The organism is Streptomyces sp. NPDC090108, from assembly GCF_044747185.1.
GTDB lineage: Bacteria > Actinomycetota > Actinomycetes > Streptomycetales > Streptomycetaceae > Streptomyces.
Genome location: NZ_JBIVDQ010000005.1, coordinates 174,191 through 186,821 on the forward strand (window position 1 = coordinate 174,191; position 12,631 = coordinate 186,821).

At 74.5% G+C, this 12,631-nt stretch carries 9 protein-coding genes and 1 pseudogene; 6 read left to right on the forward strand and 4 right to left on the reverse strand.

Annotation, left to right across the window (positions count from 1 at the left end; all coding sequences use genetic code 11):
• Positions 1-3: 3 nt before the first annotated feature.
• The 3 genes from ACIPRD_RS19065 to ACIPRD_RS19075 form a co-directional block, all read right to left on the reverse strand.
• Positions 4-636, reverse strand: coding sequence for a class F sortase (locus ACIPRD_RS19065; RefSeq protein WP_356397703.1), 633 nt, complete (start codon positions 634-636; stop codon positions 4-6).
• A gap of 169 nt (positions 637-805) precedes the next feature.
• Positions 806-1,345 carry a hypothetical protein gene (locus ACIPRD_RS19070; protein WP_401564435.1) on the reverse strand — a complete coding sequence of 180 codons (540 nt, stop codon included), beginning with the start codon at positions 1,343-1,345 and terminating at the stop codon, positions 806-808.
• A gap of 501 nt (positions 1,346-1,846) precedes the next feature.
• The gene (locus ACIPRD_RS19075) at positions 1,847-3,487 is read right to left on the reverse strand and encodes a M4 family metallopeptidase (RefSeq protein ID WP_356397708.1); all 1,641 of its coding nucleotides are present in this window, start codon (positions 3,485-3,487) and stop codon (positions 1,847-1,849) included.
• Positions 3,488-3,642: 155 nt separating this feature from the next.
• On the opposite strand from ACIPRD_RS19075, the gene ACIPRD_RS19080 reads away from it, so the two are divergent.
• On the forward strand, positions 3,643-4,083 hold the full coding sequence (locus ACIPRD_RS19080; RefSeq protein ID WP_401564438.1) for a gamma-glutamylcyclotransferase family protein: 441 nt from the start codon (positions 3,643-3,645) through the stop codon (positions 4,081-4,083).
• 142 nt (positions 4,084-4,225) lie between these two features.
• On the opposite strand, the gene ACIPRD_RS19085 is transcribed toward ACIPRD_RS19080, so the two are convergent.
• Complete coding sequence (locus tag ACIPRD_RS19085) at positions 4,226-4,903, reverse strand: vancomycin high temperature exclusion protein (protein ID WP_401564440.1); 678 nt, start codon at positions 4,901-4,903, stop codon at positions 4,226-4,228.
• Between the two features lie 394 nt (positions 4,904-5,297).
• Between ACIPRD_RS19085 and ACIPRD_RS19090 the strand changes: the two genes are divergently transcribed.
• From ACIPRD_RS19090 to ACIPRD_RS19110, 5 genes and pseudogenes are all read left to right on the forward strand, one after another.
• Positions 5,298-6,182: a sirohydrochlorin chelatase gene (locus ACIPRD_RS19090; RefSeq protein WP_401564442.1), complete on the forward strand. Its 885-nt coding sequence runs from the start codon at positions 5,298-5,300 to the stop codon at positions 6,180-6,182.
• 452 nt (positions 6,183-6,634) lie between these two features.
• Positions 6,635-7,912: a deoxyguanosinetriphosphate triphosphohydrolase gene (locus tag ACIPRD_RS19095; protein ID WP_356397719.1), complete on the forward strand. Its 1,278-nt coding sequence runs from the start codon at positions 6,635-6,637 to the stop codon at positions 7,910-7,912.
• 104 nt (positions 7,913-8,016) lie between these two features.
• Positions 8,017-9,282, forward strand: a complete 1,266-nt coding sequence (locus tag ACIPRD_RS19100) for an FAD-dependent oxidoreductase (RefSeq protein ID WP_356397722.1) — start codon at positions 8,017-8,019, stop codon at positions 9,280-9,282.
• 47 nt (positions 9,283-9,329) lie between these two features.
• Positions 9,330-11,237 (forward strand): DNA primase, encoded by a 1,908-nt coding sequence (gene dnaG / locus ACIPRD_RS19105; protein ID WP_401564446.1) that lies wholly within the window; start codon positions 9,330-9,332, stop codon positions 11,235-11,237.
• A 148-nt stretch (positions 11,238-11,385) separates the two neighbouring features.
• A pseudogene (locus ACIPRD_RS19110) lies at positions 11,386-12,629 on the forward strand (RNA polymerase sigma factor).
• The last annotated feature ends 2 nt before the right edge of the window (positions 12,630-12,631 follow it).

Genomic DNA, 12,631 nt, shown 5'->3' on the forward strand with positions numbered 1-12,631 from the left:
GCCCTAGGCGCCGCGTGCCCTGCTGCCCGTCAGGTGGGCGAAGACCACCACGTTGCCCTGGTAGCCGGTGGTCCGGGAGTAGGCCCCGCCGCAGGTGATGACGCGGAGCTCGGGGCGGGCGGCGGCGCCGTACACCTTGGTGTCGGGGAAGGAACTGGCCGCGTAGACCTCGACGGCGTCCACGGAGAACACGGCCACCGAGCCGTCCTCGCGGTCCACCTCGATCCGCGCGCCCCGCTTCAGGGCGCCGAGGTCGTAGAAGACGGCGGGGCCCTGCGTGTTGTCGACGTGGCCCGCGACGATCGCGGTGCCCGTCTCACCGGGCGCGGTGCCGGCCTCGTACCAGCCGGCGAGGTTCTTCTGCCCGGCCGGCGGCACGTCCAGGCTGCCGGCGGGAGTGAGGGCGAGGCCCATCAGCGGGGCGTCCACCCGGATCGAGGGGATGCGGATGCGGGTGGGCGGTGAGGCTTCGAGCGCGGGGGAGGAGAGCCGCTCCTCCGCGGCCTCGGGCCGGCTCTCGGCGGCCGCCGGCTGCGGCGGCGCGTGCGTCCCGGCACCGCCGCCGAGCAGCCACACCCCCGAACCGAGGGCGACGACGGTGACGGCGGCTATCGCGGTGTCCCCGAACCTGCGCATACGACCCCTCTCCCGGAGCCGCCCGCTGCGGGACGGACCCCTGTGAGGCTGATTTCCTGAGGGGGAAGCCCTGGACGGGCCTGCCCCCTCCTCCTCCGGGTCACGAGGGGCGTCGGACCCGGAGGAGGTGGGACTTGCGGTACCGGCGACGGACAGCGGAGGGTGTCCGTCAGATCCCGTCGCCTCTCGCCCGGCGATGCAGGAGCCAGGTACCGCCCGCGGCGGCGACGGCCAGAGCCGCCACACCCGCCGTGGTCTGTACGGGGTCGGTGCCGAACGCGCCGCCGACCCCCGTCTTCATGCTTCCGCGCGGCTGCACCTGCTCGTGCGCCGCGCTCAGCGCCACCATCAGATCGCCCGTCACGTTCCGGTCGCCCTCGGCGCACTTCGCGACGATCTCGTACGTCCCGGGCTGCGCGCTCGCGGGCACCTTGAACTGGCCGATGGCCTCGCCCTGGTGCGTGCTGGGCGCCAGCGTGAAGGTGCCGGCGCCGACCGCGCCCGCGTCACCCAGCGCCGTCCCCGTGGTCCCGCAGTCCGCCGTGTTCACCGTGACCTGACTGCCCGGCACGACCGTCGACGGGAACACCTGGAGGCTGCCGCTCCGGGCCGCCGTGCCGGCCACGCCGCCGTACGCCGGGGCTACGGCGAGGCCCGCCGCGGCGGCGGTGAGCGCGGTGGCGGTCAGCAGGCGGGCGGTACGTCGCATGGTGCTCCCCAGAACTCGTCCGGCTCGTTCTCTCGGCCCGGTGTCTCGCGGACTTCCGCAGAGGACGCGCCCCTGCCCTTCTGAGGTAAGTGGCTCCGCGACGGCTCCGCATGGCGAGGCCCGGCCCGCGCTGCGGTGAACGGGTGGCGCCCGCGGCCCCCACACGGGCTAGCCGCGACGGGTTCGGGCAGGTCATGGGCGTGGCCGGGGCTCCGGCCAAGAGCACACGAATGGCGCGCGGTCGGCGGTGAACGGGTGACGGGCCCCCGGCCGCCTCACGCGGAAGCCCCCCCGGGGCACGCGGAACCCTCCCCGGGCACGCGGACCCTCCCCAGGCACGCGCCCCCCCGGCACGCGGAATCCCCCCGGCACGCGGAATCCCCCCCGGGACTGCGGAAGCCCCCGGACACGCGAAGGCCGCCCCGGCCGGTGGGGCCGGGGGCGGCCGCTGTGCTGTCCGCCGTGTGCGCGGGGCGGCTCGCGTGTGCGCCGCCGTCGGGCTCAGCGCACGTTGACCGCGCTCCAGGCCGCCGCCACCGCGGCGTGCTCCGTGCTGCCCGCGCCGTACAGGTCCTTGGCGGCGTTCAGGGTGGCGGTCCGCGCGCCCGCGTAGTCCGTGGAGGACGTCATGTAGACCGTCAGCGCCCGGTACCAGATCTTGCCGACCTTGTCCCGGCCGATGCCGGTCAGGGTCGAGCCGTCGGCGGTCGGGGAGTCGTAGCTCACCCCGTTGACGGTCTTCTTGCCGCTGCCCTCGGCGAGGAGGTACGCGAAGTGGTTGGCGACGCCCGAGGAGTAGTGGACATCGAGGTCGCCGACCGAACTGCTCCAGTAGTCGGCCGAGTTGCCGTCCTTGGAGGGCTTGTCCATGAAGCGCAGCGCGGGCTTGCCGAAGCCGGGCCGGACGATCTTCTCGCCGATGAGGTAGTCGCCCTTGTCGGAGGGGTTGTCCGCGTACCACTCGACCATGGTGCCGAGGATGTCGGAGGTGGCCTCGTTCAGGCCGCCGGACTCGCCCGAGTACGTCAGCGCCGCAGTCTTCGAGGTGACCCCGTGCGTCATCTCGTGCCCGGTCACGTCGAGCGCGACCAGCGGGCCGAGCTGGGTGCCGTCACCGTCGCCGTACGTCATGCAGAAGCAACTGTCGTCCCAGAAGGCGTTGTTGTAGTTGCTGCCGTAGTGGACGCGGTTGAACGACCCCTTGCCGTCACCGGCGATGCCGTTGCGGCCGTGGACGCTCTTGTAGTAGTCCCAGGTCATGTCCGTGCCGTACTGGGCGTCGACGGCCGCCGAGGCGCGGTCGGCGGTGGTGCCCGTGCCCCAGTGGTTGTCGGCGTCCGTCATCAGCGTCGCGGGGGCCCGGCTGACACAGATGCCGAGGACGCACAGATCGGTCTTCCCGGCGGCGTCACCGGTGTAAGTGCCGCCCCGGGAGGCGTCCTTGAGCTGGTACTGCGACCCGGACGCGGTCGTCTGCAGCGGCACCGTCCCGCTGTACAGCGACCTGCCGTCGCCGGCGGCCGTCTCGATGCTGTCCCAGGCGTCGATCCGGGCGCCGGTGCGGGCGTCGGTCAGCACGGTGCGGGCGACGGGGTTGCCGAGGGAGTCCCGGCCCACCGCGTTCGTCCGCCAGGCCAGCCGGGGGGTGCCGTGCAGCGCGTCGACGATCAGCGCCGGCCTGGCCGTCACCTGCTTCAGCGTCTCGCCGAGGTGGGCGGCGCGCAGCGCGTCCACGGCGAGGCCGGCCGCCTTCGGGGCGGACACCTGCGGCGTGACGGAGGTCAGGGAGAGCGTGCCGCGGGTGGCGCGGTCGGCGCCGCGGTAGCCGCCGCCGGACGCCAGGTGGACCACGAAGTCACCGCCGAGCACGGGGAGGCCGCGGTAGGTGCGGTCGTAACGGACGTGCTGGGTACCGTCGTTGTCGACGATCACGTCACGGACGCTGGTGTCCTGCGCGGAGGTCAGGCCCAGGTTCGCGGCGTGGGCCACGAGGGCCGCGGTCGCGCGGGCGATCGCGGTGGCGGGCGCCGGCCTGTCGGCGGCGTGCGCGGCGGGGGCGAGCGCGGCGGCCATCAGGGTGGCCGTGGTGGCGGCGATGCCGGCGGTGGCGGCGCGGCGGGCGGGCTGCCGTATCCGACTCATCTGGCTCCTCGGGAATGCGCCTTGGCGGCGTGGGGGAGGTGGGGGGAAGCGGGGAGAGCCGCTGGTACCGAGGAGTTAAGTGGGCATGACATGTCGTGTCCATAGCGCCGGTATGGAGATGTGTGGGGGCTCCGAGGGGATGGAGAATCGTTTCCGTGATCGTGCCGCCGCCCCGACTGCCCTTCTTCGTCTACGGCACCCTGCGCCCCGGCGAACCGAACCACGACCTGTACCTGAGGGGCCGCACGGCGGCGGAGGAACCGGCCCGCCTCACCGGCGCGGTCCTGTACGACGGCCCCGGCTACCCGTACGCCGTGGAGGAGCCCGGGGGAGTGGTGCGGGGCGAGCTGGTCACCGCGCTCCCGGAGGCCTACGACGCCCTGCTCGCCGAGCTGGACCGGCTGGAGGAGTACGTCCCCGGCGACGCCCGCAGCCTCTACGAGCGCGCCGCCCGGCGCACCGTGCGCGCCGACGGCGCCGGGGTGCGGGCCTGGGTGTACCTCGCCGCCCCGCGCGTCGCGGCCCGGCTGCGCGCCCACGGCACCCGTGTCCCGGGCGGCGACTGGGCCGGCCGCCGCGGCCGGCCGCTGTCCTGACGGCGGCTCATCCGACCGTCGTTCACGTGACCGCAGCCCACCCGACCGTCGTTCGCCTGACCGCGGCTCACCTGGCTGTCGTTCACCTGACCGCAGCTCACCTGGCCGTCGCTCTCCCGGCCGCAGCTCGTCCGACCGTCGCTCACCCGGCCGCGGCGAGCGCCCGCGCGACCCCCGGTTCCCGTGGGCCGAGGAACTGCGGATCCGGCCGGAACACCGCGTCCAGCGCCGCCTTGCCGGCCGCGAACACCTCGCGGGTGCCGCCGTAGTACCAAGTCGCGTCGTGCTTGTCGTCGACCCCGAGCCCGTAGGAGTCCACCCCGGCCGCCTCGCACAGGGCCACCGCCCGCCGGATGTGGAAGCCCTGGCTGATCAGCACCGCGCGGTCCACCCCGAAGATCTTCCGGGCCCGCACGCAGGAGTCCCAGGTGTCGAAACCGGCGTAGTCGCTGACGATCCGCGCGCGCGGCACGCCGTGCCGGGTCAGATAGGCGCGCATCGCGTCGGGCTCGTCGTAGTCCTCGCGGCTGTTGTCCCCCGTGACGAGCACGACCTCGATCCGGCCCTCCCGGTACAGCCGCGCCGCCGCGTCCAGCCGGTGCGCGAGGTACGGCGACGGCTCCCCGTCCCACAGGCCCGCGCCGAAGACGACGGCGACCTGGGCGCGCGGCACGTCCGCCGCGGTGCGCAGCCGGCCGGCCGTCGACACGTACAGCCAGGTGGCGGGCAGCAGCGCCAGCACGCACGCGGCCGCCAGCGCCTGCACCAGCCGCCGCTGCCCCTGGCGGGTGCGCGGCAGCCGTGGCCTGCGGATCTTCATACGGGCCCCCTCGGATCGCTTCCGACCTTGGAGGACGCGGTCCGGGGCGGTCCGGTTCACCGCGCACCCGGATCCGGGGGGTGGTTCGGGGCACCGTGCGCCCGGATCCGGCGGCGGTCCGGTTCAGCGCCCGCCCCGATCCGAGGGTGGTCCGGGGCGCCGCGCGCCCGGATGCGGGGGTGGTTCGGGGCGCCGTGCGCCCGGATCCGGGGCGGCCCGGGGTGCCGCGCGTCTGCATCCGGGGGCTGTCCAGGTCACCGTGCGCCCGGATCCGGGGGCGGTCCGGGTCGCATCGAGCCGCATCGAGCCGCATCCGTACCGGGCGGACGCACGGAACAGATTCCCGTGACGGCCCCGCAACGGCCTCGCAACCTCCTGCGGCCAGGATCCTTTTATGACGGCGTCGAACCCCCTCAGCGACGATCCCCGCTTCCGCCTCGACAGCACCGCCCTCCTCATGAACAGCATCAGCAGCAGCCTCACCGACCGGCTCCGGCTCGTCTCCCCGACCGGACGCCTCCGTGCGGCGCCGCCCGCCGCCGTCCCGCCCGCCCTCGTCCTGGTCGCCCACGGCAGCCGCGACCCGCGGGCCCTCGCCACCGTGCGCGCCGTCGTCGAACGCGTCCGTGAACTGCGCCCCGCGCTCCCCGTCCGCCTCGGCCACATCGAGCTGGACGAGCCGCTGCTCCCCGACACCCTCGCGGCACTCGGTGACAGCACCGCCGTCCTCGTCCCGCTGCTCCTCGGCCACGGTCAGCACGTCGGCCGCGACATCCCCGCGACGGCCGCGCGCTCCCCGGTCCGCGCGCTCCTGGCCCCGCCGCTCGGCCCCCACCCCCTCCTCACGGAGGCCCTGTACGACCGCCTCGTCGAGGCGGGCTGGCCCGCCGGCCAGGACGCGGACATCCGCCGGACCGGCGCCGTCGTCCTCGCCGCCGCGGGCTCCCGCGCCCCGGAACCGGCGGCCGGCACCCTGCGGACGGCCCGGTTCCTCGCCGACCGTCTCGGCGTCCCCGTGCTCCCCGCCTATGCCTCGGCGGCCGTTCCCACGGTCCCCGCGGCCCTGCGCGCCCTGGCGGCACGGGGCCGGCACCGGGTGGCGATCGCGTCGTACTTCACCGCCCCGGGCCGCCTCGCGGCCGAGTGCGCGCGGCAGGCCCCCTGGATCGCCTCGGAACCCCTCGGCGCCCACCCGGCCGTGGCCCGCCTGATCCTGCACCGGTACGACCGGACCCTGGCGGCACGCCCGTCGACCGCGCCGGAACCGGCCTGGGCGTGAGCGCGCGCGGTGCGGACGCGGGAACCCCCTGACGGCGGCGACCGCCGGGCCGTGGCATCCCGTCCCGCGCGTTCCTGTGGCGGACCACCCAGGCCCGCGCGCTCTGCCGCCGGACCACCCCGGTCCGCGCGCCTGGCGGCGTTCCACCCGGGCCTGCGCGTTCCTGTGGCGGGCCACCCGGGCCCGCGCGCCCCGGCGGCGGCGTTCCACCCCGGTCCTCGCGCCCCGGCGGCGTTCCACCCGGGCCCGCGCGTTCCTGTGGCGGGCAACCCGGGCCCGCGCGCCCCGGCGGCAGCGTTCCACCCCGGTCCTTGCGCCCCGGCGCCGGACCACCCCGGTCCGCACGTTCTGCCGCCGGGCCACCCCGCCCCGCGCGCCCCCGCTGCGGACGCGTGGGGGCGGACCGGGGCCCGCGGGGCCCGATTGTCATCGCCTGCGCTTACTGTCGAACCATGGCAGTTCCCGCACCGCTCCCCGGCTATGACCCGGCGTCGGCCGAGCGCTGGGCCCCCGAGCCCGACAAGCGCCCCGGCCGCACCGCCTTCCAGCGCGACCGCGCCCGCATCCTGCACTCCGCGGCCCTGCGCCGCCTGGCGGGCAAGACCCAGGTGGTCACCCCGGGCACCAGGAGCCAGGCCTGGGACGCGAGCCCGCGCACCCGGCTCACCCACTCCCTGGAGTGCGCCCAGGTCGGCCGGGAACTGGGCGCGGCCCTCGGCTGCGACCCCGACCTGGTCGAGGCGGCCTGTCTCTCCCACGACCTCGGCCACCCGCCCTTCGGCCACAACGGCGAACAGGCGCTGAACGAGTTCGCCGACGACTGCGGCGGCTTCGAGGGCAACGCCCAGTCCCTCAGGCTCCTCACCCGCATCGAGCCCAAGCGCTTCACCGAGGAGGGCTCCGTCGGCCTCAACCTCACCCGCGCCGCCCTCGACGCCGCCACCAAGTACCCCTGGCCGCGCGGCGCGCACCCCACCGACCCGGCGTCCCCGAAGTTCGGCGTCTACGAGGACGACCGCCCGGTGTTCGACTGGGTCCGCAAGGAGGCGCCCGGCACCCGCACCTGCTTCGAGGCCCAGGTCATGGACTGGGCGGACGACGTGGCCTACTCGGTGCACGACGTCGAGGACGGCCTGCACGCCGGGCACCTCGATCCGGCCGCTCTGCACGCCGAACCCGAACGGCAGGCGGTGTTCGAGGTCGCCGTCGGCCGGTACGTCCCCGCGGACACCGACCCGGCCGAACTCGCCGCCGCCCTCGACCGGCTCCAGGACCAGGAGTGGTGGCCGCACGGCTACGACGGCACGGCGGCCGCCCAGGCCCGCCTGAAGGATGCCACCAGCCAGCTCATCGGCCGCTTCTGCCTGGCCGCCGAGGGCGCCACCCGCGCCGCGTACGGCGGCGGCCGGCTCACCCGCTACGGCGCCGAACTCGTCGTGCCCCGCGAGACCCGGCTGGAGTGCGCGGTGCTCAAGGCGGTCGCCGACCGGTACGTGATGCAGCGCGCCGAGCAGGAACTGCTCCGCGCCGACCAGCGGATCGTGGTCGCGGAGCTGGCCGAGGCGCTCACCGCCCGCGCCCCCGAGGGCCTGGACCCGCAGTTCCGCGCGCTGTTCGACACCGCGCCCGACGACGCCGCCCGCAAGCGCGTGATCGTGGACCAGATCGCCTCCCTGACCGACGCCTCGGCCCGGTCGCTGCACGCGAGACTGACCGGCGCGCATATGTGAGAGGAAAGTGACCGAGGGTGGCCCGATCGGGGCACACCCCCTTCCCGCACCAGGCCGGGTGCGGGACGCTCGCACGTGGCGGCACCCTTACGAGGAGGCATCAAGTGGTCGACGCGGACCAGACATTCGTCATCGTCGGAGGCGGTCTCGCCGGAGCGAAGGCGGCCGAGACGCTCCGTGCGGAGGGCTTCACCGGGCGCGTGATACTGATCTGCGACGAGCGCGACCAGCCCTACGAGCGGCCGGCCCTGTCCAAGGGCCACCTGCTCGGCAAGGAGGAACGCGACAGCGTCTTCGTGCACGAACCGTCCTGGTACGCGCAGAACGACATCGAGCTGCACCTCGGGCAGACCGTCGACCGGATCGACCGGGCCGCCAGGACCGTGCGCTACGGCGACGACGGCACCCTCGTCCACTACGACAAGCTGCTCCTCGTCACCGGCGCCGAGCCCCGCCGTCTGGACGTCCCCGGCACCGGCCTGGCCGGCGTCCACCACCTGCGCCGCCTCGCCCACGCCGAACGCCTCAAGCGGGTCCTCGCCGCCCTCGGCCGGGACAACGGCCACCTCGTGATCGCCGGCGCCGGCTGGATCGGCCTGGAGGTCGCGGCCGCCGCCCGCGAGTACGGCGCCGAGGTCACCGTGATCGAACAGGAACCGACCCCGCTCCACCAGGTCCTCGGCCCCGAGCTGGGCAACGTCTTCGCCGAACTGCACCGCGAGCACGGCGTCCGCTTCCGCTTCGGGGTGCGGCTCACCGAGATCGTCGGCCAGGACGGCATGGTCCTCGCCGCCCGCACCGACGACGGCGAGGAACACCCCGCGCACGACGTCCTCGCGGCGATCGGCGCCGCCCCGCGGGTCGCGCTCGCGGAGGCCGCCGGCCTGGAGATCGCCGACCGGGCGGACGGCGGCGGCATCGCTGTCGACGAACGGCTGCGCACCTCCGACCCCCACATCTACGCCGCCGGCGACGTGGCGAACTTCCCGCTCGCCCTGTTCGGCACCCGGATGCGGGTCGAGCACTGGGCCAACGCGCTGAACGGCGGACCGGCCGCCGCCCGCGCGATGCTCGGCCGGGACACCGTCCACGACCGCGTGCCCTACTTCTTCTCCGACCAGTACGACCTGGGCCTCGAGTACAGCGGCTGGGCGCCGCCGGGGTCGTACGACGAGGTGGTGATCCGCGGGGATGCCGGAAAACGCCAGTTCATCGCGTTCTGGCTGTCCGAGGGCAGGGTGCTGGCCGGGATGAACGTGAACGTGTGGGACGTCACAGAGACCATCCAGAAACTCGTCCGCTCCAAGGCCCGTGTCGACAGCGAGGCCCTCGCCGACCCGCACGTCCCGCTCGACAGCCTCGTGCCCTGAGGAGTCCGCGCGCAGGGACCCCCGCCGCACCCCCGTAGAATTCATGCGTGGCAGGACGGATCAACGACGAGGACGTGAAGGCGGTACGGGACGCGGTCCCGATCGACGCCGTGGTCTCCGAGTACCTCCAGCTGCGCAACGCCGGGGGCGGAAACCTCAAGGGGCTGTGCCCCTTCCACGACGAGAAGTCGCCGTCCTTCCAGGTCAGCCCCAGCAAGGGGCTCTTCCACTGCTTCGGCTGCCAGGAGGGCGGCGACACCCTCACCTTCGTGATGAAGGTGGACCACCTGTCCTTCTCGGAGGCGGTGGAGCGGCTGGCCGCCCAGGCCGGCATCACGCTGCGCTACGAGGAGGGCGGGTACAACCCGGCCCACCAGCGCGGTGAGCGCATCCGGCTGGTCGAGGCGCACAAGGCCGCCGCCCAGTGGTACGCCGAGCAGCTCGCCACCAGCCCCGAGGCCGAGACCGGCCGGGTCTTCCTCGCCGAGCGCGGCTTCGACCAGGCGGCCGCCGTGCACTTCGGCGTCGGCTACAGCCCCCAGGGCTGGGACCACCTCACCCGCCACCTGCGCGGCAAGGGCTTCACCGACAAGGAACTGGTCCTCTCCGGACTCTCCCAGGAGGGCCGGCGCGGCCCCATCGACCGCTTCCGCGGCCGCCTGATGTGGCCCATCCGGGACATCGGCGGCGAGGTCGTCGGCTTCGGCGCCCGCAAGCTGTACGAGGCGGACAACGGGCCCAAGTACCTGAACACCCCCGACACCGCGATCTACAAGAAGTCGCAGGTGCTGTACGGCATCGACCTCGCCAAGCAGCACATCGCCAAGTCCAGCCGGGCCGTCGTCGTCGAGGGCTACACCGACGTCATGGCCTGCCACCTGGCCGGCGTCACCACCGCCATCGCGACCTGCGGCACCGCGTTCGGCGGCGACCACATCAAGATCCTGCGCCGGCTGCTGATGGACAACGGCTCCGCCCGCGTGATCTTCACCTTCGACGGTGACGCCGCCGGCCAGAAGGCCGCCCTGCGCGCCTTCGAGGACGACCAGAAGTTCGCCGCCGAGACCTACATCGCCATCGCCCCCGACGGCATGGACCCCTGCGAGCTGCGCCTGGCCAAGGGCGACGAGGCCGTCGCCGACCTGGCCGAACCCCGCACCCCGCTCTTCGAGTTCGCGCTCCGCCAGATCGTGGGCCGCTACGACCTCGACACCCCGGCCGGCCGCGCCGCCGCCCTGGACGAGGCCGCCCCGGTCGTCGCCCGCATCAAGAACACCGGCGCCCAGCACGAGGTGGCCGTCCAGCTGGCCGGCATGCTCGGCATCCTCGACACCCAGTTCGTCGTCAAGCGGGTGGCCCAGCTGGCCCGCTGGGCCCGTGAACGCGGCGGCAAGGGCGGCCCCCCGCAGCAGTCCCGCGCCCCGCAGCAGCAGTGGGAGACCGAGGCCCGCCCCACCAGCTCCGGCCCCGCGCTCACCCTGCGCAACCCCGTCTACGCCGCCGAGCGCGAACTGCTCAAGCTCGCCCTCCAGCGGCCCGAACTGGTCTCCCCGGCCTTCGACGCCTACGGGATCGACGAGTTCACCGCCCCGCCCTACGCCGCCGTGCGCCTCACGGTCGCGGAGGCCGGCGGCGCCGAGTACGGCGTCCCGGACCCGCAGGAGTACCTGGTCCGGGTGCGCGAGGCGGCCCCCGACGACACCGTCCGCGCCATGGTCACCGAGCTGGCCGTCGAGCCGATCCTGCGGCGCACGGTGGACGAGACGTACGCGGGCACGGTCCTGGTGGTGATCCGGCGCCGCGCGGTGGAGCGCCGCATCCGCGACATCCAGTCCCAGCTGGCCCGCCTGGCCAGCGGCGGCGACCCCGCACAGCTGTCCGCCGTGCAGAACGAGCTGTGGGTCCTCCAGCAGTACGACCAGGCACTGCGCGCGCACGGAGCCGCGGCCCTGTAGGCACTCCCGCCTCCGGGATCACCAGCCGGTCACGGACCGGATGCAAAAAGTCACCGCACGCCCCTCGTGGCGGCGATGTGTCGTACCCCACACTGGGTGCGGTGCCCCGAGTCCGCGGAGCGCAGGCCGTCGGCTCCCCGCTCCCGACGTGCCGCTGCCGCCCACCTCTGAGCAGCGATCATCCTGGAGGTCGCCCCCGTGCAGACCCAGATCCTCGGCCAGACCGACCGCACCACCGGCGCGACCGCCGTGGCCGCCGACGAGCCGGACCCGGAGGAGGACGTTCTCGCGGCCCTGCCCCCGCAGAGCCGCGCCCTCCACCACCCGGAGGCCGCCGCCCCCGCCGACACGCCGGACGGCCCGCCCGCCGGGGCACTGCCGGAGGAGCCCGACGAGGCCGCGGCGCCGGACGAGGCGGCCGCGCCGGACGAGGCCGCGGATCCCGCGGAGGCGCCGCCCGCCGCCCGCACCGAGTCCGGCAGCCCCTCCTCGGACCTGTTCCGCCAGTATCTGCGCGAGATCGGCCGCATCCCGCTGCTCACCGCCGCCGAGGAGGTCGAACTCGCCCGCCGGGTCGAGGCCGGGCTGTTCGCCGAGGAGAAGCTGAGCCGCACCCCCGACCTGGACGCCCGGCTCGAACTCGACCTGGACCGGCTGGTCGTGATGGGCCGGATGGCCAAGCGCCGCCTCATCGAGGCCAATCTGCGGCTCGTGGTGTCCGTGGCGAAGCGCTACGTCGGACGCGGGCTGACCATGCTCGACCTGGTCCAGGAGGGCAACCTCGGCCTCATCCGCGCCGTGGAGAAGTTCGACTACGCGCGCGGCTACAAGTTCTCCACCTACGCCACCTGGTGGATCCGCCAGGCCATGTCCCGCGCCCTGGCCGACCAGGCCCGCACCATCCGGGTGCCCGTGCACGTCGTGGAGCTGATCAACCGGGTCGTCCGCGTCCAGCGCCGCATGCTCCAGGAACGCGGCTACGAACCGACCCCCGACGAGGTCGCCGCCCACCTCGAACTGCCGACCGAGCGCGTCTTCGAGGTGCTGCGCCTGGCCCAGGAACCGGTGTCGCTGCACGCCCCGGTCGGCGAGGAGGACGACGTGGCCCTCGGCGACCTCATCGAGGACGGCGACGCCGCGAGCCCCGTCGAGTCCGCCGCCTTCCTGCTGCTGCGCCAGCACCTGGACGCCGTCCTGTCCACGCTCGGCGAGCGCGAACGCAAGGTCGTCCAGCTCCGCTACGGCCTCGCCGACGGCCGCCCCCGCACCCTGGAGGAGATCGGCCGCCTCTTCGGCGTCACCCGCGAGCGGATACGGCAGATCGAGTCCAAGACCCTCAACAAGCTCCGCGACCACGCCTACGCCGACCAGCTGCGCGGCTACCTGGACTGAGC